Source organism: Sphingomonas sp. SP6, from assembly GCF_058313435.1.
In genome coordinates, this window is the sequence record NZ_JBZFLG010000001.1 from 962,174 (window position 1) to 982,678 (window position 20,505).

Below are 20,505 nucleotides of genomic sequence, written 5' to 3' on the forward strand. Positions count from 1 at the left end.
CGGACGGGATCCGATGATCGGCTTGGTATTGGTGACGCACGGTCGGTTGGCCGACGAGTTCGTGACCGCGATGGTCCACGTCGTCGGCCCGCAGGAGCGGGTGGCGACGGTCGCGATCGGCCCGGACGACGACATGGAGGCGCGCCGCGCCGACATCGCCGCCGCGATCGAGGAGGTCGACACCGGACGCGGGGTAATCGTGCTGACCGACCTGTTCGGGGGCACCCCCTCCAACCTGGCGATCTCGCTGATGCAGCGGGGGCGGGTGGAGGTGATCGCCGGAATCAACCTGCCCATGCTGATCCGGCTCGAATCGGCGCGCAAGGCGATGTCGGTCACCGCGGCGGTCGCTGCCGCGCGCGAGGCGGGTCGCAAATATATCTCGGTCGCCTCCGAGGTGCTGGGCGAGGCGGCGGCGTGACGGTTTCGCGGACGGTCCTGATCCAGAACCGACGCGGGCTCCATGCGCGGGCCAGCGCCAAGTTCGTCACGCTGGCCAGCGCGCAGCCGATCGAGGTGCAGGTGGCCAAGGACGGCGCCGGATCGGTCACCGGCACCTCGATCATGGGGCTGATGATGCTCGGGGCGGCGCAAGGCGACACGATCACGATCTCCGCCGAGGGCGACGGCGCGGAGGCGGTGGTCGCGACGCTGTGCGGGCTGGTCGAGGGCAAGTTCGGCGAGGACTGAGTGCCCCGCACCATCACCGCCTTCTCCAACCCGCTCGTTCGATCGGTCCGCGACCTGCGCGACAGGCGGCATCGCCGCGAGGCGGGCCTGTTCCTGGCCGAAGGACTGCGCATCCTCACCGAGGCGCGAGAGACGGGCAGGCTTCCGCGGACGATGTTCTTCGCCGCGGCGCGGCATCCGCTGGTCGACGCGCTGGTCGCCGAGGTCGAGGCGGCGGGCGGCGAGGCGATCGAGACGACCGCGGACATCCTCTCCAAGCTCTCGGGCAAGGACAACGCACAGGCGGTCGTGGGCGTGTTCGACGAGTTCCTGACGCCGCTTGCCGGGATCGAACGGACCCGCGCGGGCATTTGGCTGGTCGCCGAGCGGCTGCGCGACCCGGGGAACCTGGGGACGATCCTCCGAACGGGCGACGCCGTGGGCGCGGGTGGGCTGATCCTGCTCGACGACTGCGTGGATCCGTTTTCCGTGGAGGCGGTCAGGGCGAGCATGGGAGCGCTGTTCACGGTCCCGGTGACGCGGGCGTCCGCGGCCGAGTTCCTGGGCTGGCTGCGCGGCGCGCCCGGGACGCTCGTTGGGCTCTCGCTCCGGACGACACACGATTACCGCGCGGCGGACTACCCTGCCCCGACCTTCCTGCTGACCGGCAACGAGGCGCAGGGCCTGCCCGAGTCGCTGGAGGCGGCGTGCGACATCCGCGTCAAGCTGCCGATGCTGGGCAAGGCCGACAGCCTGAACGCCGCGGTCGCGACCGCGGTAATGGCCTATGAGGTGCTCGCCCGCCAGGCTCCGCCCGGCTAGTCCTCGTCTTCGGCTTCCTCGCGGCGGACGCGGATCGCGCGCCAGGGCGGGTCGGTCCGATCGTTCCTGATCATGATGACCTTGACGGTCTCGAACTCCTCCAGGTCGAGCTTCTCGGCAACGCTGACCGGAATATAGACGTTCTCGTCGGTGTCGGTCCGGATGGCGTAGGCGCCCTTCCCCTCGACGCTGTTGGTGATGATGCAATCGGCGACGGCGGCCATGAGAAATCCTACGGGTAAGAGTTGAATAGTCTTGCAGGCTTGCGCCGGCGGCAGCCGCCGGTTCCGATCGGAATGGAAACGGTCGTCCGGCGCTGTCAAGCCGGATGCAGCGACCGGACCGCCAAGGATGCTCAGGTCCGCTTCCCTCGCTGTTCGGCGATGTACTGAAGCTCGCCACGGGCCTTCGTGTCGCCCGGGTTGATCTTGAGGCATTCGCGGTATTGCGCCGCCGCCTCGTCCCATTTGCGCTGCTCGACGAGCGCATAGCCGACGCAGCGAAGCGCGAAGCCCTTGTCGATGACCTTGAACTCGTCCCCGGCGAGATCGGCGTAGCCGATGGCGGATCGGCACAGCTCGAGCATCTTCGGCCAGTTCCGTTCGGCGCGGTAGCTCTGGCCGAGCTCGACAATGTAGTGGGCGTGCATCGGGGCGAAGGAGATCGCCTTCTCCAGATAGGACCGCGCTTCGGCGAGCCGACCGAGGTCGATCAAGGAATAGCCCTTGAGAAACAAGGCGTCGCAGTAGCTGCGGCCGATAGCGACAGCCTTAGTCTTCGCCTGCGCCGCCATGCTCATGTAGGCCAGGGTCTCGGCGAGCGACATGCCGCAATAGGTTTGCCCGGAACGCCGGGCGGTCGCGGCTTCGACCTCGGCGATTACCGGTTCCAGGATCGCGATCGCCTTGCCCGTATTGCTCGCCTCGATCTCACGATAGGCGCTCGAGACCGCGGCGGATCGGGCGGCTTCCAAATCCGGCTGCGGCGTGGCCGCCTGCGCCATCAGCAAGATCGCCGCGATCATCGTTCGGTATCTCCCCTCGTCACGCTCGTTCCGCAGTCTCCGGCATCGCAGTCAGCTTCGTCAATGGACGCGCCGACTGTTCGAGCACCGGTGGCGTGTCGATCGTCTTGCCCTGCGTCTCGATGTTGAGAGCGTCGAAGCGGCGGGCGGAGGTGAGGACCTGCGATTCAAGGCTACCGGCAAAGGCGTTGTACGCGCTCATCGCGGTATCGAGGTTCTTACCGAGGCGAGTGACGTGGCCGCCCATCGTCGACAGGCGCGCGTAGAGCTCCTTGCCGAGCGCGGCGATCTCGCGCGCCTGCGCGGCGAGCTTCTCCTGCCGCCACACCGCCGCGACGGTGCGGGCGATGGCGATGAGGTTGGTCGGGCTCGCGAGCAGCACGCGCTTCTCGAAGGCGAAATCCCAGAGCGTCGGATCGTGTTCGAGCGCGGCGGACAGGAAATGTTCGCCGGGGATGAACATCACGACATATTCGGGCGCGTCCTCGAACTGAGACCAATAGGCCTTCGCCCCCAGCCCGTTGACGTGCGCACGCATCGACGCGGCATGCGCGGTCAGCCCGACGATCCGCTCGGCATCGTCGATCGCGTTGAAGGCGTCCTGATAGGCGTTGAGCGAGACCTTGGCGTCGATGACCAGGCTCTTGCCGCCCGGCACGCGGACGATCGCGTCGGGGCGGAGCCGCGCGCCGTCGTCGAGCGTCATCGACACTTCGGTGCGAAAATCGGTGTGCTCGGCGAGGCCGCAGCTTTCGAGGACGTTCCGGAGCTGCTGCTCGCCCCAGCGGCCCCGCGCCTTGGGCGCGTTGCGGAGCGAGTTGACGAGCCGCGCGGCCTCGCTCGACACCTTCTCCTGCCCGATCCGCATCGCCTCGATTTGGCCCTTCAGCTCGCCGAAAGCGTCGCGGCGCTCGGATTCCACTTTGTGGACGCCCTCCTCGTAGCGCTGGAGGCGCTCGCTGACGGGCTGGAGCAGCGCCTTGAGGTTCTGTCCTGCGGTCTCCTCCGACTGGCGGAAGCGGTGTTCGGCACGCTCGAGGAATGCCTTCTGCGCGTCCGACAGCAGCCGGTTGCCGACCTCGGCGAATTGCGCGGCCATGACGTCCTTGGCCTCGCGCAGCTCGGCGAGCCGGGTCTCGAAGCCGTCGGCCTGCGCCTTGAGGGTCGCGAGTTCGGTGTGCGCGGCGTGGCGATCGGCCTGGGCGACGGCCAGCTCGGCGCGGAGCTGCTCGGCATGGCGCACCTGCGCCTCATGCTGGGCACGGACCGCGGCGAGATCGCGGACCGCGTCGTTACGCTCCCTCTCCACGGCGTCCCGGGCTTGGCGGACGATGTCGAGATCGGCCGCGCGCGAGGTGGCGACGACGAGATCGCCGGCGAGCGCCGCGGCGCGGCGGCCTGCGATGAGCCAGCCGATCAGCGCACCCAGCGCGAGCGCGACGAGGCCGACGAGGATCAGTTCGGTCACTCAGACCTGCCGACGGTTCCGAAGACTGCGGGAAAGCGGCTCAACTTCGGTCCTCCACGCGACGCGCCGATTTGCGGGTCCGCGCGGAACATAGCTTGAACGTGCGGCGGGGAACAGACCCTTCTAGGCCTCCGCCTTGCGCGCCTTGTCGAGCTTCTTGAGGAGCATGCCGCGCTTGAGGCGGCTGATGTGATCGATGAAGAGGACGCCGTTCAGATGGTCGATCTCGTGCTGCATGCACGTCGCCATCAGGCCGGACAGCTCCTCCTCATGGGCGGCCCCCTGCTCGTCGAGCCAGCGTACGGTGCAGCGCGCAGGCCTGGTGACCTCGGCATATTGCTCCGGGATCGAGAGGCAGCCCTCGTTGTACGAGGCCTCCTCGTCGCTGACCGCGAGGATCTCGGGATTGATGTAGGCTCGGGGATCGCGGACGGGCTTGGCCTCCTCGCCCTCGCCGGCCTCCTCGCGCTCCTGAAGGTCGATCACCAGCACGCGCCTGGCCACGCCGACCTGGATCGCGGCGAGCCCGATGCCGTGCGCCGCGTACATCGTGTCGATCATGTCGGCGACGAGCCCGCGCACCTCGTCGTCGACCGTGGCGACCGGCTGGGAGACGAGACGCAGGCGCGGATCGGGGATTTCGACGATGGGAAGGACGGCCATGGGCCGCGAGCTAAGAGATGGGTCCGCGGGGGTCAACTCATGCGGTGGGTGCGGCGCGGCGTCAGCGAGGATCGACCGCGGCGAAGGCGTCGGTTGCGGGACTCGCACGGCTCGGCTAATCGCCGCACGACCGTCGGGGAGTGGCGCAGCCTGGTAGCGCATCTGCTTTGGGAGCAGAGGGTCGCAGGTTCGAATCCTGTCTCCCCGACCAGGACACCGGGTAGAGCCCCGGTCGGACCGATTCAGCGGTTGCGCGCCGCCGTCCTCCGGGACACGGGGGTGGATGCTCAAGGTCCTGACGCCGCTGCTCGCCCTCGCCTCCGTCTCCGTCTCGTCGACGACGCTCCAGAGCGGCCGGTGGGACGTGACATCCCGGGTCGTCGAGTTCGCCGTGCCCGGCGTCCCGCGCTTCATCGCGCGGATGATCGGCGGCAAGTCGCGAGCGGAGCACAAGCGGTTGCGGCCGGGTGACGGCATCGCAGCGCTGCTCGCGCCCGATCCGAAGGCGCGCTGCCGCATCGGAAGCGAGCGGGTCGCCGACGGTCGCTACGCCCAGACGCTGACCTGCCCGCAGCAGACCGGGACATCGCTCCAGATCGCACGATCGGGAACGTACGACGCCACCGGCTTCACGGGCCGGGCGATCGTCACCGGCCTGTCGGCCAAGGGACCGCTGCGGATCGTGCTGGATCAGCACGCCGCGCGGATCGGCGACTGATGCCGAAGGAGCGACAGGTGGCCGACGAGTACGAGCGCGGCCGGCGAGACGGACTGCGGCTGGCGCTGGCGATCCTGGCGGCGGAGGAGGCGAAATGGTCGGCGGTGCTGGGTCAGAGCGACTCCTGGCGAACCAACCTGTCGCGCGACGTGCGGCACAAGGCGCTCGGCGTCGCGCAGTCTCGCATCCGGACGGCGCTCACTCGGCTGACGCCCAAGGACGACACCGACATGACGGGCGAGCTTGCGACCGCACTCGACCGGATCGGCCTCTGAGCGCCGTCAGAAGACGGCGTGGTCGCCGCGGTCCGGGGGAGGCGCCCCGGCGACGATCGCGCGATAGAAGTCGGCGAGCCGATCCGTCCCGGTCGAAGGCGTCCCCGCCGCATCGTACCGCCCCGTCAGCGGATCGAGCACCAGCATCGATTCGGTCGCATAATAGCGGCCGATCCGGGCGAGTTCGGCCTTGCGCGCGAGCGGCGGCGCAACCCGCCCCAGCGCGGTCAGCCCGCCCACGATCCCGTCGAGCAGCGCCACCGGCACGGCGCGGAAACGCGGCGTGCGCCCGAGCGCCTCGAACAGCATCTCGCCCTGCTCGCGCGGCGTGATCGCCGCCCCCGGACCCCCGATCGGAAGAATCCGGTTCCAGCGGCTCACGTCGGTCAGGCAACCGACGATGAACTCGGCCAGGTCCCGGTCGCTGATCGGCTTGCAGGCGGTCAGCGCGCCGTCGCCGAACATCAGGAAGGGGCGACCCGCGCGGACGCGGTCGAACTGACCGGACAGGGATTTGAAGAAGGCAGTCGGCCGGACGATCGAATAGCGCAGGCCCGATCCGACCAGCTCCACCTCGAAGGCGAGCTTGGCGCGCTGGAAGGCGAGGAGCGGTTTCTGGACGCAGATCGCCGAGACAAGCACGAAGTGGCGCACGCCGGCCTGCCGGGCGGCGGCGAGGACGTTGCGGTTCGCGTGGTAGTCGACGGCCATCGCATCGTCGGGACTTCCGGTCCGCGAGGCCATGCACGACACCACGGCGTCGAAGCGCTCGCCAGCGAAGCCGTCGCGAGCCAATGAGACCGGATCGGCGGCCTGCACCGGCTTGACCGTGACGCCCTCAAGGCTCTGCGCGGCTTCGGACGGAGCCGACGCGCCGCCGGTTGTGGCGCGGCGACGAACGAAGCACACGACCTCGTCGCCGCGCCGGACGAGAGCGGCGACCGTCGCCCGGCCGATGGTGCCCGTCGCGCCCAGCACACAAACGCGCAAGCGCTTCGAGGGCATCGGGCTGGGCGTCACCGCCGAGCCGCCCTCATCACCGATCGCCCGTCGCGCGCTGGATGATCACGCGGCGACCGCTGTCGACGAAAGACTCCGACGGAAAGATCGAGGGCGTGACCATGGCTTGAGCTCCCGTAGTCGTCCTCGCTACGCCCAACGCGCGCGATGAACCAGCGCCGTCGGCTAAGGGTCGCTCTGAGCAGCGTGACCACGGCCGTGTCGACGATCGATCCCGCTTGACGCCGCCCCGCGGGCGCGCGCATCGCGGCGCTCATGCGATCGATCCTCCTCGCCGGCGCCGCACTCGCGCTTGTCCCGTTCACCGGCGGGTGCACCACTGAGCCGCTGGGGATCGAAGCGAGGACGGACGGTCCGCAACTCGACCCCGTCGCCTTCTTCGCGGGCGAGACCCGGGGCGAGGGCAAGCTCCACCGCGTGTTCCACCGCGCGAAGCGGATGGTGATCATGGGCAGCGGGCGCGCGGTCGAGGGCCGGCTGCTGCTGACCCAGCGCATCCTGGTGCAGGACATGCCGCCCGTGACCCGCACGCTCGATCTCCATCAGGTGGCGCCGGGCCAGTGGCGGGGCACGATCACCGACGGAAGCGGGCCGCTGACCGCGGTCGCGGAGGGCAACATGCTCCACGTCCGCTATCCGACGGGCACCGGCTTTTCGGTCGAACAGTGGATGTACCTGCGGCGCGACCGGCGGACCGTCGTCAACCGCATGCAGATCAAGAGCTTGGGGACCGACTGGGCGCAGGTCGAAGAGACGATCCGCCGCCTCGACTGACGGCTGCGCCGCGGGTAACGCGGACCCGATGCATGACATTCACGTGATCGGCGGCGGGCTCGCCGGGTCGGAGGCGGCCTGGCAGCTGGCCGAGGCGGGACTGTGTGTCCGCCTGTCGGAGATGCGCGGGGGCGGCGAGATGACGCCCGCGCACCAGACCGAGAACCTCGCCGAGCTGGTCTGTTCGAACAGCTTCCGCTCGGACGACGCCGACTCGAATGCGGTCGGGCTGCTCCATCAGGAGATGCGCGCGCTCCGCTCGCTGATCCTGATCGAGGGCGACCAGCATCGGGTTCCGGCCGGATCGGCGCTTGCGGTCGACCGTGACGGCTTTTCGGCAGCGGTGACGGCGCGGCTGGCGGCGCATTTGCGGATCGAACTCGTCCGCGAGCGGGTCGATGCACTGCCCGAAGGACCGGCGATCATCGCGACCGGGCCGCTGACCGCGGCGAGGCTGGCCAATGCGGTGGCGCGCGAGACGGGCAAGGACGCGCTCGCCTTCTTCGACGCGATCGCGCCGGTGGTGCACCACGACAGCATCGACATGACCGTCGCCTGGCGCGCGGCGCGCTGGGGCAAGGGCGGCGACGACTACATCAACTGCCCGCTCGACCGCGACCAGTATCACGCCTTCGTCGCCGCACTGCTGGCGGCGGAGAAGACCGAATATCGCGAGTGGGAGAACGTCCCCTATTTCGAAGGCTGCATGCCGATCGAGGTGATGGCGGAGCGCGGGGTCGAGACGCTGCGGTTCGGGCCGATGAAGGGGGTCGGGCTCGACGATCCGCGGACCGGGCGCTGGCCCTATGCCTGCGTCCAGCTGCGCCAGGACAATGCGGCGGGGACCCTTTGGAACATCGTCGGCTTTCAGACCAAGCTGAAGCATGCCGAGCAGGTGCGGGTGTTCCGGACGATCCCGGGCCTCGAGAAAGCCGAGTTCGCGCGGCTGGGCGGGCTGCACCGCAACACCTTCCTGCGCTCGCCCGAGCTGCTCGACGGCGAGCTGCGGCTGAAATCGCGGCCGAACGTCCGCTTCGCCGGGCAGATCACGGGATGCGAGGGCTATATCGAGAGCGCGGCGATCGGGCTGATCGCGGGGCGGTTCGCGGCGGCCGAGCTGCTGGGCGACACGCTCCCCCCGCCCCCGCCCGAGACCGCGCTGGGCGCGCTGCTCGGGCATATCACCGGGGCGGCGGTGGCCGAGACGTACCAGCCGATGAACGTCAACTTCGGGCTGTTCCCGCCGATCCCCGGCCGGACCAAGAAGGGCGACCGCAAGCGGATGTACACCGATCGCGCGCGCGCGGCGCTGGCGGCGTGGCTGCCCGATCAGCCGCGGTCGTCGTCGCCGTCGTCGGTGGTGGAAGCGGCCGCCGACTGACGGGTCAGCGGCGGGCAGTTCGGGCGCGGGCGGGTGCTGCGCTTGACCGCGGTGGTCGCGAACTCGGCGGGCGTCATCGCGCCCGACCCGTCCTTGTCGGCGGTCGCGAACTTGGTCAGCGTCTTGGCCGACCATTCCTCGAACGACAGGCGGCCGTCGCCGTTGGTATCGAGTTTCGCCCAAGCCTTGCGGCGCGAGGCGAGATATTCATCGCGGGTGACCTGGCCGTTCCTGTCCTTGTCGTAGCGGCCGAAGCGTTTCTCCTCGCGGGTCTTGGCGGTCGCTTCGGGAACGCGATCCGGCAGCGCCGAGTCGTCTGCGCCGGTCGCCTGCGCGGCGAACTGGCGCGGGGCGGCGGGCAACAGCCGGTCGTTCTGCGCCTTCGAGCCCACCAGCAGCCAGCCCGCGCCGACCATCAGCAGCGCCGCGACGCCGCCCGCGAGATACCTCCACATCCGCGAATCTCCCCGTTTTGTTCTCGACACGCTATCGAACGGATCGCACCAGGCAAGCCCTATCGTCCGATGAACCGGTAACGGAGCAATCTCGCGATCCGACGCGGATCGCCGGGTGCGCCGCCGGCGAGGTCCATGCGTGCGATCAGCGCCAACGCGCCGAGCGGGCGAGCGGCGCGGCTGGCGCGGTGGGCGAGCACACGATCCAGTACGGGCCGCGCGGCCGCGCGCGCCGCCGCAGACCGCGCGGTATCGGGTGAGGTCAGCGCGAGATCGGCAAGCGCCCAGCCCTCGCCCGCGTCCGCCAGCCAGGGGTCGCGCGCCCGGAGGAGGCGCGCCGCCGCGTCGAACAGGCGGCCGCGGTCGCGCGCGTAAGCGGGCACGTCGCCGACGACGAGCGCTTCCCAGCCGTCCACCACGGCCGCGAGTGAGGCGGGCTCGAGACCGTGCTGGACGGCCGCCCGGTGAAGCGCGGCGAGGATCGGCTGGCCGGCGACCGGCGACCGCGCGACCGTCTCGATCGCGTCGCGCCACCAGGCCAGCCGCATCTGCGCGACGATCGGCTCGCGGGTCCGCCGGGCCAGCGTCGCCAGCGTGCCATCGAGCGCGAACAGCGCGGCGAGCGCCTGGCGGAGTGCAGGTTGTGCGTAGGTCAGCGCGAGCGCGCGCTCGGGGTGTCCCATTGCGGGATCGACGCCGAAGATTTCCGCAGGGTTAACCATCTCGTTTGAAGTCGCCTTATCCGAACCCGGCGCAGATCGCCTGCCGGGGACCAGTCTCATGGATAGCGATCGAATGATCTTCAGGCGACAGACGCGGTCGGCCGCGGCGACCTTCCTGGGCCGCCTGGCGCGGAACAAGGGCGGCAACACGCTGGTGATGATGGCGATGGCGCTGGTGCCGATGGCGGCGCTCGCCGGATCGGCGATCGACACGAGCCGGGTCTATTTCGTGAAGGTCCGCCTTCAGCAGGCGTGCGACGCCGGCGCGCTGGCCGGGCGCAAGTTCATGGTCGGCACCGATTACTCGACCAACGCGAACACGCAGGCGCAGGCGTTTTTCGCCAACAACTTCAAATCCGGCATCTACGGCACGACCGCGGTGAGCGCGACGTTCTCGAAGACGGCCGAAAACCAGGTCGCGGGAACCGCCAGCGCGACCGTGCCCATGACCATCATGAGGATCTTCGGCGCGGCCGAATCAGTGATCAACGTCACCTGCGAGGCGAAGCTGGAGATCCCGAACCTCGACGTGATGTTCGTGCTGGACACCACGGGGTCGATGAGTTCGATCAATCCTGGGGACTCCGTCACCCGGATCGCGGCGCTCCGCACCGCGGTCGCCAATTTCTACGACACGCTGGAGGCGGCGAAGACCGCGTCCGCCCAGACCCGCTACGGATTCGTACCCTATTCGGCCACGGTCAACGTCGGGCTGCTGCTCAAGCGGGAATGGATGGTCGACAACTGGACCTATCAGTCCCGCGAACAGGCGGATGTCGTCACAGGCACCAGCACGTCGACCGGGCCCGCGTACCTGACGACCTCCGACACCGGCTGGCAATACGTCTCCGGCAGCAAGGATGCCGCGGGCGACACCTATGGCGACCCGGAGAATTGCGTGGCGCCGGCGAATACCGCGAAGACGACCACGATTCCGGGGTCCGACACCGGTTGGGTGCCCGATGGACAAGGCGGAGAGACCCGCACCTGGGATCAGATCACCACCGGGGACACCTACGCGGTGGGCACAGCCTGCAAGATCAGCAAGACGACCTACAACGGCTATCGGGAGCGGCGGACGCAGACCCGCAAACCGAACCCCGACGCAGGCAAGCCCACGACCACCGAGACGAAGACTTACTATTGGAACTACAAGCCTGTGTCCACGTACCCGGTGAATACGCTGAAGGGCAACCTGGCCACCGGGCTCATGGCGGGCGGCTCTTTCAAGGCGATGATCAATGGCGGTGGCGGATCGGCCTGGTCCAACGCCGACATCTACTGGGGGACGCAATCCTCCGGGATGAGGGGTGCGTGTATCGAGGAGCGCGATACCGTCCGGCAGAGCGACTATTCCACCATCCCCGCCGCTGCGCTCGACCTCGATATCGACAAGGAACCGACCGCGGGCGACGCGACGACGCAGTGGCGTCCCTGGCTGCCGCAGCTCGTCTTCGCGCGGAAATACACCTCGTACGGCACCGGCACCAACGCGCCCAACGTCAACACGTCGGGCTGGCCGACCGATATCGGCGAGGTGATCCGCACCACGAGCGGTTACGTACAGCTGAGCGGCAAGGCTGATTATGCGGCCTGCCCCTACGTCGCCCGCAAGCTCGCGGTGACGACCAAGACGGCGTTGGTCAATTACATGAACGCGCTCACGGTCGGCGGGCGGACCTATCACGATATCGGTTTCCTGTGGGGGCTGCGCCTGCTCTCCTCGACGGGCCTGTTCAAGTCGGAGAACCAGACCGCCCCCAACGGAAGCCAGATCGCCCGCAACATCATCTTCATGACGGATGGCGACACGGAAACGAACTTCGCCGACTACGACGCTTACGGCCTGTCGGCACTGGATCGACGCCGCACTCCGCTGTCGCGCCTGCCGACCGAATCCGAGCAGACCACCATCGTCGAAAACCGGCTGACGGCGCTGTGCCTCGCCGCCCAGAACCGCGACGTGACCGTGTGGGTCATCGCGTTCGGCACGACGCTCACGCCGCTGCTGAGCGGTTGCGCCAGCCCCGGAGCGCACTCCTTCCAGGCGAACAACGCAGCGGAACTCAACACGGCGTTCGCGTCGATCGCCGCGAACATCGCCAAGCTGCGCGTGTCGAAATGAAGCGTCGTCGGCCAGCACTCAGATCGGACCGGCGCGGCGCGACGCTGATCGAGTTCGCGCTCGTCGCGCCGGTCATGCTGCTGATGCTGATGGGTCTGATGGACCTCACCTACCGTCTCTACGTGCAGGCGATCCTGAACGGCGCGATGCAGCAGGCCGGGCGCGCCGCCTCGCTCGAATCGGGGCCGGGCGGCCTCGACGCGATCGACGCGGCGGTCGTGAAGAACGTCCGCGAGGTGGCGCAGAACCTGACTTGGGAAAGCTCGCACAAGGCGTTCTCGGACTACACCAAGATCGGTCCGGAACCGTTCACCGACGCGAACGGCAACGGCGTACGCGACCCCGGCGAATGTTACTCGGACACGAACAACAACAGTCAGTGGGACGCCGACCCGGGGAAGACCGGCCCCGGCGGCGCAAAGGACAGCGTGGTCTACACCATGACCATCCACTATCCGCACGTGTTCCCGATGGCCGGACTGATGGGCTGGGGCCCGACGCAGGACGTCTCTTCGACGACCATCCTCAAGAACCAGCCCTACACCACTCAGAACACGGTGACCCCGGTGACGCGATGCGCCTAACCGACACGCTCCGCCGCCTGCGTGGCGATCGCCGTGGCCTGGCCATGCTCGAGTTCGCGCTGGCGCTGCCGCTGGTGGTGCCGATTGGCCTCTACGGCATCGAAATCTCGAACTACGGGCTCGCGCAGCTCAAACTGAGCCAGATCACCTTGACCCTGGCAGACAACGCCTCGCGCGTCGGCGCGGACACCTCGCTCAACACGCAGGAACTGCGCGAGTTCGACATCGACGACGTGCTGCAGGGCGTCCGTCTGCAAGGCGCCAACCTCGACATCGCCACGCGCGGCCGCATCACCATCTCCAGCCTGGAGGTGAACACCAAAGGCGGCCAGTGGATTCACTGGCAGCGCTGCCTGGGGCTGAAGAGCGGCACGGGCTGGGATTCGACTTACGGGGTAGAGGACGACGGGAAGGACAGCACCACCTTCGCCGGGATGGGGGAGCCGGGCGCGAAGGTCACCGCGCCGGCGGGAGCGGCGGTGATCTTCGTCGAGATCAATTACGACTATCTGCCCGTGTTCTCTCAATATCTGGTCGGCGCGACCAAGCTCAAATCGATTGCGTCGTTCATCGTCCGCGACAACCGCGACCTGAGCAAGGCGGTGACCAACCCCTCGCCCGAGTCCACGAAGATGAGTTGCGACCAACACACCACCTGAGCGGCGCGGGAGCGCGTCAGTTGCGGTAGCAGACCTTCTTGACCGCCTCGATCACCTTCGCCGCATTGACAAGCGCCAGCTTTTCCAGGTTCGCGGCATAGGGCAGCGGCACGTCCTCGTCGCAGACGCGGAGGACGGGGGCGTCGAGGTCGTCGAAGCCCTCCTCCATGCAGAGCGTGACGATCTCGGACGCGATCGAGCAGGTCGGCCAGCCTTCCTCGACCACGACCATGCGGTTGGTCTTGGCGAGCGACGTGAGCACCGCTTGCTTGTCGAGCGGGCGCAGGGTGCGCAGGTCGATGACCTCGGCGTCGATCCCCTCCCCCGCCAACGTGTCCGCGGCTTCGAGGGCGAGGCCGACGCCGATCGAGTAGGACACGATCGTCACGTCCCTGCCCTCGCGCATGACGCGCGCCTTGCCGATCGGGAGCACCCAATCGTCGAGCTTGGGGACCTCGAACGAGCGGCCGTAGAGCAGCTCGTTTTCGAGGAAGACGACCGGGTCCTCGGTGCGGATCGCAGCCTTCAGCAGTCCCTTGGCGTCGGCGGCGTCGTACGGCGCGATGACGATGAGGCCGGGGACGCTCGCATACCACGGCGCGTAATTCTGGCTGTGCTGCGCGGCGACGCGGCTGGCGGCGCCGTTGGGGCCGCGGAAGACCATCGGGCAGCGCATCTGGCCACCCGACATGTAGTTGGTCTTGGCGGCCGAGTTCACGATATGGTCGATCGCCTGCATCGCGAAGTTGAAGGTCATGAACTCGACGATGGGGCGGAGGCCACCCATCGCCGCGCCCGTGCCGACGCCGGCGAAGCCGTATTCGGTGATTGGCGTGTCGATGACGCGGGTCTCGCCGAACTCGTCGAGCAACCCCTGCGTGACCTTATACGCGCCCTGATATTGCGCGACCTCCTCGCCCATCACGAAGACGCGGTCGTCGCGGCGCATCTCCTCCGCCATCGCGTCGCGCAGCGCTTCGCGGACGGTCGTCTTGACCATCTCGGTACCCGCCGGGACCGCGGGGTCGGCGACCTCGGCGTCGTGCTTCGCCGCCTCGAACATCTGGCGTGCGCCGGTCTCGACCTGCTGGGGTTCGGGCGTCGCCTCGGCCTTCTGATCAGCGGCCTCGCCCTGCTCGATCCGCGGCGCTTCGGCTTCCGACTTGCCCTCGCCGGTGGCGACCGGCTCCTCGCCGTCCCCGGAGAGTTGCAGGATGACGGTACCGACCTTCACGTTGTCGGTCCCCTCGGCGACGAGCAGCTTGCCGACGACGCCCTCGTCGATCGCCTCGAACTCCATGGTCGCCTTGTCGGTCTCGATCTCGGCGAGGATGTCGCCCGACTTCACCTGGTCGCCTTCCTTGACGAGCCACTTGGCGAGCGTGCCTTCCTCCATGGTGGGGGACAGCGCCGGCATCTTGATGTCTACGCCCATCTCAATAGGTCTCCACCAGAACGTCGGTGTACAATTCTGCGGGCTCCGGTTCGGGGGTCTGTTCGGAGAAGTCGGCGGCTTCGTTCACGAGCTTGCGGGTCTCGGCCTCCATCGCCTTCAGGTCCGCTTCGGCGACCCCGGCTTCGGCGAGCAGCTTCTTGACGTGCTCGATCGGGTCGGACTTGTCGCGCACCGCCTGCACCTCCTCGCGGCTGCGGTACTTCGCCGGATCGGACATCGAGTGGCCGCGGTAGCGATAGGTCTTCATCTCGAGGATGATCGGCCCCTTCCCCGCGCGGACCCAGGCTAGCGCCTCCTCGGCCGCGCCGCGGCAGGCGAGCACGTCCATCCCGTCGACCTGGATGCCCGGAATGCGGAAGCTTTCGCCGCGGCGGTAAAGCTGGTCCTCGGCGCTAGAGCGGTTGACGCTGGTGCCCATGGCATACTGATTGTTCTCGATCACGTAGATGATCGGGAGCTTCCACAGCTCGGCCATGTTGAAGCTTTCGTAGACCTGGCCCTGGTTGGCCGCGCCGTCGCCGAAATAGGCGAGCGCGACGCCGCCGTCCTGCCGGTACTTGTGCGCGAAGGCGAGCCCGGTGCCGAGCGAGACCTGCGCGCCGACGATGCCGTGCCCGCCGTAGAACTTATGCTCGACGCTGAACATGTGCATCGAGCCGCCCTTGCCCTTGGAGATGCCGGCCTGACGCCCGGTCAGCTCCGCCATCACGTCCTTGGGCGGGATGCCACACAGGAGCATGTGGCCGTGGTCGCGGTAGCCGGTGATGACGCTGTCCTTGTCGGAGAGCGCCGACTGGAGGCCGACGGCGACCGCCTCCTGCCCGATGTAGAGGTGGCAGAAGCCGCCGATCAGGCCGAGGCCGTAGAGCTGCCCCGCCTTCTCCTCGAAGCGGCGGATGAGGAGCATGTCGCGGTAGAAGCGGAGGAGCTCGTCCTTCGAGGCTTCGTACGGCTGCGGTTCGGCGGGGCGCTCACGATTGGGGACGGGCGGTTCCGCCGGCCGGCGCTCTGGGGCTTTTGCCACTGATGGGACCTTGGTTTCCGTGGGAAGGACGGCGCGCCTATAGGCCCGGTGGCGCGGCGGGCGCAATGCGGTGGACCTGGCGCAGTCGTTGAGCGAAACGTCGCGGGTGGACCGTCCCAATCACATCACACCCGCAGGGTATGCCGCGCTGCGCGCCGAATACGACCGGCTCTTCGGGACCGAGCGGCCCGCGATCGTCGAGGTCGTGTCCTGGGCGGCGGGAAACGGGGACCGGTCCGAGAACGGCGACTATCTCTACGGCAAGAAGCGGCTGCGCGAGATCGACCGGCGGCTGGGTTGGCTTTCGAAACGGATGAAGGCGGCGAAGGTCGTCGATCCCGCCGCCGCGCCGGACCGGACGCGCGTGTTCTTCGGCGCGACGGTGGAAGTCGCCGACGAGGACGACGCCCGCCGCACCCTGACCCTGGTCGGGGACGACGAGACCGATTCGGCCCGGGGCTGGATCGGCTGGAGCGCACCGATCGCCCGCGCCCTGCGCGGGGCGGCGGTCGGAGACGTGCGCCGGGTGACGCTGCCCAGCGGCGAGCGCGAATATGAGGTGCTGGCGATCGCCTACCCCGATAGCTGACCTCATTCGAAGTTCGCGCGCCATTTGGTGGCGACGATCGTCACGCCCGCGACCGGCTTCAGCGCCGCGGTCAGCGCCGCGGCCGCGGCGGCGTAGCCGGGATAGGCGGTGCAGGCGGTCGTGTAATCGCTTTCCCGACGGTGAAGGTACGCCTGTTCGACATATTCCTGGAAGCCGCGCGCATCCATCGCGTCGAGCCCGGTCTCGAACGGGTCCGAGACGTAGCGTGCCTTGCCGGTCGGCTCGGCGCCTTCCGAGACGCAAAGGCTCCAGGCGTCGAGCGGGCGCTCCGGCGATGGGGCCGCGGCGAGCGCGGGCGCGCCGCCCTGAAGCAGCAGCACGAGGACCAGAACAGCAACACGCATGACGTAACCTCTTCGACCAGCACCGGCGCACCGCCGCGTAGAAGTGCCATGCGACAGATCGGTGACGCCCGAACGTGATTGACGCGGGCGTCGCACGGCTCGACTAGGCGGGGATGCCCTCCGAAGACCTCGCCCGCCGCAGCGTCGCGCTGCTGATCGACGCCGACAACGCCTCGTATCACGCGCTCGACCCCGTGCTGACCGCGCTCGCCGAGTTCGGCAGCGTCAACGTCCGCCGCGTCTATGGCAACTGGTCCAAGGAGGGATTGAAGGGCTGGCGCGACCTGTCGGTCAAGCACGGCATCGAGCCCCAGCAGCAGTTCGATCTGACCAAGGGCAAGAACGCGACCGACATGAAGATGACGATCGACGCGATGGACCTGCTCTATCGCGGACGGGTCCATGCGTTCGGGATCATGTCCTCGGACAGCGATTTCATGCCGCTCGCCACCCGTATCCGGCAGGACGGGCTCGACGTCTACGGGTTCGGCTCCGCCACCCGTGCGCCCGAGGGTTTCCGCGCCGCCTGCACGCGCTTCATCGACGTCGACGCGCTGATGGCGACGAACGCCAGCCCGAAGCGCGCGCCCGCGCCCCGCATGGTGGAGGTGCCGCTGGGCGAATCCATGCCGCCGCCGATCAGCGCCGCCACGCCCAAGGCCGGGCAGCCCGCGGGGGGTGTGAACGATCCCGAGCTGCTGGAGATGATCAAGGACGCCTACGACCTCCAGAACCGCGATTCGCGGGGGTTCGTGGCGCTGGGGTCGCTGGGGCAGATGGTCGCCAACCGATCGAGTTTCGACGTCCGCAACTATGGCTTCAAGCGGCTGTCCGACCTGGTCGAGGCGATCCCGGCGATGGAGGTCGAACGGCGCGACAATCACGTCTATGTCCGCTTCAAGGAACAGGGATGATGCGTTTCCTGCCGCTGCTGGCGCTCGCCGCCGCGCTCCCCGCCGCCGCGCAGACCGATCCGGCGCGGCTGTCCGCGGACGTGAAGACGCTCGCCTCGCCGACGTTCGAGGGACGCGCGCCGGGAACGGCGGGCGAGACAAAGACGGTCGAGTGGCTGGTCGCCCGCTTCAAGGCGATGGGGCTGGAGCCGGGCGGTCCGGACGGCGCTTGGGTGCAGAAGGTGCCGCTGATCCACACACGGGTCGGCGCGGGGACGATGGCGTTCGGCGCAACCGCGGCGGCACAGGGCAAGGAGATCGCGGTCACCACCGTGCGCGCCGAGCCGCGCGTGGCGATCAAGGACGCGCCGCTGGTGTTCGTCGGTTACGGCGTCAGCGCGCCCGAGGCGGGGTGGGACGATTTCAAGGGCGTCGACCTCCACGGCAAGGTCGCGGTGTTCCTGATCAACGATCCGGACTTCGAGGCGGCGGCGGGCGACGACGCCGCGGGCCGGTTCGGCGGCAAGCGGATGACCTATTACGGCCGCTGGACCTACAAGTTCGAGGAAGCGGCGCGGCGAGGAGCGGCGGGGGCGCTGATCGTCCACGACACCGGCGGCGCGGGCTATCCGTGGTCGACGGTCAACGCTTCCAACGGGGAGAATTACGACATTGTCCGCGGGGCTGGCGACGAGCGCGTGCCGCTCCAGGGGTGGATCGAGCATGACGCGGCGGACCGGCTGTTCGCCGCCGAGGGGCTGGACCTCGCCAAGCTGCGAGCCGCGGCGCGATCGCGAGGGTTCCGGCCGGTGGCGATGAAGACGACCTTCTCCGCCGATCTGCCGGTCACGGTCGAGCGGGTGGAAAGCGCCAACGTGCTGGCGAAGATCAGCGGGACCAAGCGGCCGCAAGAGACGGTGATGTTCGGCGCGCATTGGGACGCATACGGCGAAGGGCCGGCGGATGCGCATGGGCGGACGTTCCGGCCCGGCGCGAACGACGACGCGCTGGGCGTCGCCGGCGTGCTCGAGCTGGCGCGGCGGTTCGAGGCCGCACCGAAGCCGGAGCGGACGCTCGTCTTCGCGCTGTGGACCGGGGAGGAGCGCGGGCTGCTCGGCTCGGAGCATTATGCGTCGCATCCGGTCTATCCGCTGGCGAAGACCGCGGCGAACCTCACGCTCGACATCCTCCAGACCGCGGGCGCGGCGGACGACGTGATCCAGGTCGGCATCGGCCAGTCATCGCTGGATGCGATGTTGGCGGACGCCGCGATCGCGCAGGGGCGCAAGATCACGCCCGAGACTGCGAGCGAACGCGGGCTGTTCTATCGCGCGGACCATTTCTCGGTCGCCCGCAACGGTGTCCCCGCCCTGCTGCTGATGGCTCTGGGCGGGGCGCCCGAACTGAAGGCGGGCGGACGTACGGCGGGGCAGGCCTGGCTGGATGCGTACATGGCTTGCTATCACAAGACGTGCGACCTCTGGTCTCCGGCGTGGGATCTGACCGGCGCGGCGCAGGACGTGGACCTGTTCGGAGCGGTCGGAGCGCGGCTCTCGCACGTGGGAGCCTGGCCGACGTGGTCAGCGGAGTCCGAGTTCGCGAAGGTGCGGGCAGCGAGCGCAAGGGAGCGGCGATAGGCTCTTCGGCACCGGTCTTCGAACGGAAGCCGGACGCGGGTGCGGGCGTCGGTCGCCCCCGGTCGTCGGCGCGGACCCGGGCCGACCCGGTCCGGGATCGGGCTCGGCCGTCGCCTAAGCGGCAGCCGGGGCCTGGCGCGGCTCCGTCGATCCGTCCGGCCGATCGATCGCGTAGGTGAGGTGGCGGCGAAGCGGGTCGCCCTCGACGACCGCAGGATGATCGAAGTCTGCCTCGGGCAGCCGCGTCATGCCCAGGCGGATCATCAGCCCCCAACTGCGTATGTTGGCCGGGACGGTGATCGCGAACACCCGCCCCTCCCCTCGGCACCAGGCGTCGGCGAGGCAGGCCGCGGCGGCTTCGCGGGCATAGCCTTGCCCCCAGGCGTGTCGGGCGAGGCGCCAGCCGATTTCGGGCCGGTCCGCGATCGGCGTGCCGGCCGGGCCGGGCTTCACGCCGCAAAAGCCGAGGAACGCGGCGTCGTCGCGGCGCTCGATCGCCCAGAAGCAGGCGGCGATCTCGTCCGCGAGCGCGTTCTGCCGAGCGACGGCCGCCTCGGCGTCCTGGCGCGACATCGGCGGGCCGATGAACCGCATCACCTGCGGATCCTGGCCCATCGCGTGGAAGGGCGAGACGTCGGCGTCCCGCCAGGCACGAAGGATCAGGCGCTCGGTCGCGATCACGCGCGGGCGATCCGGTACGTCACCGTGTCCGCGCGGGGGTCGTCTGCCGCGAACAAGGGGTGGCGAAAGCCGAGGTCGGGGACATGAGCCATGCCGAGCCGGATCATCAGGTCGCGGCTCCTGGCGTTCAGCCGCGCGGTGATCGCGACGATCGCGTCGTCGTCGCGGGTCCGCCAGCCCCAGGCGATCGCCGCGGCCGCGGCTTCGGCGGCGTATCCCTGCCGCCAGTATGGCACCGCGAGCATCCAGCCGACTTCGAGCAGGCCCGCGATCGGCGTGTCGGGCGCGCCCGGCTTCAGGCCGCAGAAGCCGATCGTGGCCGCGTCCTCGCGCCGCTCAACCGCGAAGAAGCCGAGCGGGGCGTAGGCGGCGTGGCGGGCCAGGGTGGCGTCGCTGTCGGCCGCCGACTTGACCGGTCCGAGATCCGCCATCACCCGCGGATCCGCCCACATCGCATGAAGCGGAGCGTGGTCGCGGGGTTCGGGGCGACGCAGGATCAAG

The 20,505-nt window shown here is 69.0% G+C and carries 25 protein-coding genes and 1 tRNA gene; 14 read left to right on the plus strand and 12 right to left on the minus strand.

Features of this window, described 5'->3' with window-relative positions:
- The first annotated feature begins 13 nt into the window (after positions 1 to 13).
- The 3 genes from AC4GYY_RS04745 to AC4GYY_RS04755 are packed head-to-tail and all read left to right on the plus strand — an operon-like array spanning position 14 to position 1,491.
- Positions 14 to 421, plus strand: coding sequence for a PTS sugar transporter subunit IIA (locus tag AC4GYY_RS04745; protein ID WP_491119067.1), 408 nt, complete (start codon positions 14 to 16; stop codon positions 419 to 421).
- Entirely contained in the window at positions 418 to 690 is a 273-nt protein-coding gene (locus AC4GYY_RS04750; protein WP_491119068.1) for an HPr family phosphocarrier protein, read from the plus strand. The genes AC4GYY_RS04745 and AC4GYY_RS04750 overlap by 4 nt, the downstream gene beginning before the upstream one ends.
- A complete protein-coding gene (locus tag AC4GYY_RS04755; protein WP_491119069.1) occupies positions 691 to 1,491 on the plus strand; it encodes a TrmH family RNA methyltransferase in 801 nt (266 codons plus the stop codon). It begins immediately after the preceding gene.
- On the opposite strand, the gene AC4GYY_RS04760 is transcribed toward AC4GYY_RS04755, so the two are convergent.
- The 4 genes from AC4GYY_RS04760 to def form a co-directional block, all read right to left on the minus strand.
- Positions 1,488 to 1,715 (minus strand): hypothetical protein, encoded by a 228-nt coding sequence (locus AC4GYY_RS04760; RefSeq protein WP_491119070.1) that lies wholly within the window; start codon positions 1,713 to 1,715, stop codon positions 1,488 to 1,490. The two genes, AC4GYY_RS04755 and AC4GYY_RS04760, sit on opposite strands and share 4 nt — an antisense overlap.
- Before the next feature lie 131 nt (positions 1,716 to 1,846).
- Positions 1,847 to 2,515, minus strand: coding sequence for a tetratricopeptide repeat protein (locus AC4GYY_RS04765; protein WP_491119071.1), 669 nt, complete (start codon positions 2,513 to 2,515; stop codon positions 1,847 to 1,849).
- A 19-nt stretch (positions 2,516 to 2,534) separates the two neighbouring features.
- The gene (locus AC4GYY_RS04770; protein WP_491119072.1) at positions 2,535 to 3,983 is read right to left on the minus strand and encodes a DNA recombination protein RmuC; all 1,449 of its coding nucleotides are present in this window, start codon (positions 3,981 to 3,983) and stop codon (positions 2,535 to 2,537) included.
- A 123-nt stretch (positions 3,984 to 4,106) separates the two neighbouring features.
- Positions 4,107 to 4,646, minus strand: coding sequence for a peptide deformylase (def, locus tag AC4GYY_RS04775; RefSeq protein WP_491119073.1), 540 nt, complete (start codon positions 4,644 to 4,646; stop codon positions 4,107 to 4,109).
- Positions 4,647 to 4,780: 134 nt separating this feature from the next.
- Here def and AC4GYY_RS04780 point away from each other — a divergent pair.
- From AC4GYY_RS04780 to AC4GYY_RS04790, 3 genes are all read left to right on the plus strand, one after another.
- Positions 4,781 to 4,857: transfer RNA gene (locus AC4GYY_RS04780), tRNA-Pro, on the plus strand.
- A 72-nt stretch (positions 4,858 to 4,929) separates the two neighbouring features.
- On the plus strand, positions 4,930 to 5,364 hold the full coding sequence (locus tag AC4GYY_RS04785; protein ID WP_491119074.1) for a DUF3617 domain-containing protein: 435 nt from the start codon (positions 4,930 to 4,932) through the stop codon (positions 5,362 to 5,364).
- A 17-nt stretch (positions 5,365 to 5,381) separates the two neighbouring features.
- Complete coding sequence (locus tag AC4GYY_RS04790) at positions 5,382 to 5,639, plus strand: hypothetical protein (RefSeq protein ID WP_491119075.1); 258 nt, start codon at positions 5,382 to 5,384, stop codon at positions 5,637 to 5,639.
- A 6-nt stretch (positions 5,640 to 5,645) separates the two neighbouring features.
- Here AC4GYY_RS04790 and AC4GYY_RS04795 read toward each other — a convergent pair whose 3' ends face one another.
- Positions 5,646 to 6,659 (minus strand): NAD(P)H-binding protein, encoded by a 1,014-nt coding sequence (locus AC4GYY_RS04795; RefSeq protein WP_491119076.1) that lies wholly within the window; start codon positions 6,657 to 6,659, stop codon positions 5,646 to 5,648.
- Positions 6,660 to 6,914: 255 nt separating this feature from the next.
- On the opposite strand from AC4GYY_RS04795, the gene AC4GYY_RS04800 reads away from it, so the two are divergent.
- Positions 6,915 to 7,433, plus strand: coding sequence for a DUF3833 family protein (locus AC4GYY_RS04800; protein WP_491119077.1), 519 nt, complete (start codon positions 6,915 to 6,917; stop codon positions 7,431 to 7,433).
- A 28-nt stretch (positions 7,434 to 7,461) separates the two neighbouring features.
- Positions 7,462 to 8,814: a methylenetetrahydrofolate--tRNA-(uracil(54)-C(5))-methyltransferase (FADH(2)-oxidizing) TrmFO gene (gene trmFO, locus AC4GYY_RS04805; protein ID WP_491119078.1), complete on the plus strand. Its 1,353-nt coding sequence runs from the start codon at positions 7,462 to 7,464 to the stop codon at positions 8,812 to 8,814.
- On the opposite strand, the gene AC4GYY_RS04810 is transcribed toward trmFO, so the two are convergent.
- Entirely contained in the window at positions 8,763 to 9,269 is a 507-nt protein-coding gene (locus AC4GYY_RS04810; RefSeq protein ID WP_491119079.1) for an EF-hand domain-containing protein, read from the minus strand. The two genes, trmFO and AC4GYY_RS04810, sit on opposite strands and share 52 nt — an antisense overlap.
- A gap of 59 nt (positions 9,270 to 9,328) precedes the next feature.
- On the minus strand, positions 9,329 to 9,991 hold the full coding sequence (locus AC4GYY_RS04815) for a squalene/phytoene synthase family protein (RefSeq protein ID WP_491119080.1): 663 nt from the start codon (positions 9,989 to 9,991) through the stop codon (positions 9,329 to 9,331).
- 73 nt (positions 9,992 to 10,064) lie between these two features.
- On the opposite strand from AC4GYY_RS04815, the gene AC4GYY_RS04820 reads away from it, so the two are divergent.
- The 3 genes from AC4GYY_RS04820 to AC4GYY_RS04830 are packed head-to-tail and all read left to right on the plus strand — an operon-like array spanning position 10,065 to position 13,359.
- The gene (locus AC4GYY_RS04820) at positions 10,065 to 12,116 is read left to right on the plus strand and encodes a TadE/TadG family type IV pilus assembly protein (RefSeq protein WP_491119081.1); all 2,052 of its coding nucleotides are present in this window, start codon (positions 10,065 to 10,067) and stop codon (positions 12,114 to 12,116) included.
- The gene (locus tag AC4GYY_RS04825; RefSeq protein ID WP_491119082.1) at positions 12,113 to 12,700 is read left to right on the plus strand and encodes a TadE/TadG family type IV pilus assembly protein; all 588 of its coding nucleotides are present in this window, start codon (positions 12,113 to 12,115) and stop codon (positions 12,698 to 12,700) included. Before AC4GYY_RS04820 ends, AC4GYY_RS04825 begins: the two co-directional genes overlap by 4 nt.
- 44 nt (positions 12,701 to 12,744) lie before the next feature.
- Complete coding sequence (locus tag AC4GYY_RS04830) at positions 12,745 to 13,359, plus strand: TadE/TadG family type IV pilus assembly protein (RefSeq protein ID WP_491119083.1); 615 nt, start codon at positions 12,745 to 12,747, stop codon at positions 13,357 to 13,359.
- Between the two features lie 16 nt (positions 13,360 to 13,375).
- Here the strand turns inward: AC4GYY_RS04830 and AC4GYY_RS04835 are convergent, their stop codons facing one another.
- Positions 13,376 to 14,794 (minus strand): pyruvate dehydrogenase complex E1 component subunit beta, encoded by a 1,419-nt coding sequence (locus AC4GYY_RS04835; RefSeq protein ID WP_491119084.1) that lies wholly within the window; start codon positions 14,792 to 14,794, stop codon positions 13,376 to 13,378.
- 1 nt (position 14,795) lies between these two features.
- Positions 14,796 to 15,839, minus strand: a complete 1,044-nt coding sequence (gene pdhA, locus AC4GYY_RS04840) for a pyruvate dehydrogenase (acetyl-transferring) E1 component subunit alpha (RefSeq protein WP_491119085.1) — start codon at positions 15,837 to 15,839, stop codon at positions 14,796 to 14,798.
- A 106-nt stretch (positions 15,840 to 15,945) separates the two neighbouring features.
- On the opposite strand from pdhA, the gene greB reads away from it, so the two are divergent.
- Positions 15,946 to 16,428, plus strand: a complete 483-nt coding sequence (gene greB / locus AC4GYY_RS04845) for a transcription elongation factor GreB (RefSeq protein WP_491119086.1) — start codon at positions 15,946 to 15,948, stop codon at positions 16,426 to 16,428.
- A gap of 2 nt (positions 16,429 to 16,430) precedes the next feature.
- Here the strand turns inward: greB and AC4GYY_RS04850 are convergent, their stop codons facing one another.
- On the minus strand, positions 16,431 to 16,793 hold the full coding sequence (locus tag AC4GYY_RS04850) for a hypothetical protein (protein WP_491119087.1): 363 nt from the start codon (positions 16,791 to 16,793) through the stop codon (positions 16,431 to 16,433).
- Positions 16,794 to 16,906: 113 nt separating this feature from the next.
- On the opposite strand from AC4GYY_RS04850, the gene AC4GYY_RS04855 reads away from it, so the two are divergent.
- Complete coding sequence (locus AC4GYY_RS04855; protein ID WP_491119088.1) at positions 16,907 to 17,707, plus strand: NYN domain-containing protein; 801 nt, start codon at positions 16,907 to 16,909, stop codon at positions 17,705 to 17,707.
- A complete protein-coding gene (locus tag AC4GYY_RS04860) occupies positions 17,707 to 19,323 on the plus strand; it encodes a M20/M25/M40 family metallo-hydrolase (protein ID WP_491119301.1) in 1,617 nt (538 codons plus the stop codon). The genes AC4GYY_RS04855 and AC4GYY_RS04860 overlap by 1 nt, the downstream gene beginning before the upstream one ends.
- Before the next feature lie 114 nt (positions 19,324 to 19,437).
- Here the strand turns inward: AC4GYY_RS04860 and AC4GYY_RS04865 are convergent, their stop codons facing one another.
- Positions 19,438 to 20,004: a GNAT family N-acetyltransferase gene (locus AC4GYY_RS04865; RefSeq protein ID WP_491119089.1), complete on the minus strand. Its 567-nt coding sequence runs from the start codon at positions 20,002 to 20,004 to the stop codon at positions 19,438 to 19,440.
- Entirely contained in the window at positions 20,001 to 20,456 is a 456-nt protein-coding gene (locus AC4GYY_RS04870) for a GNAT family N-acetyltransferase (RefSeq protein WP_491119302.1), read from the minus strand. Before AC4GYY_RS04870 ends, AC4GYY_RS04865 begins: the two co-directional genes overlap by 4 nt.
- Between the last annotated feature and the right edge of the window lie 49 nt (positions 20,457 to 20,505).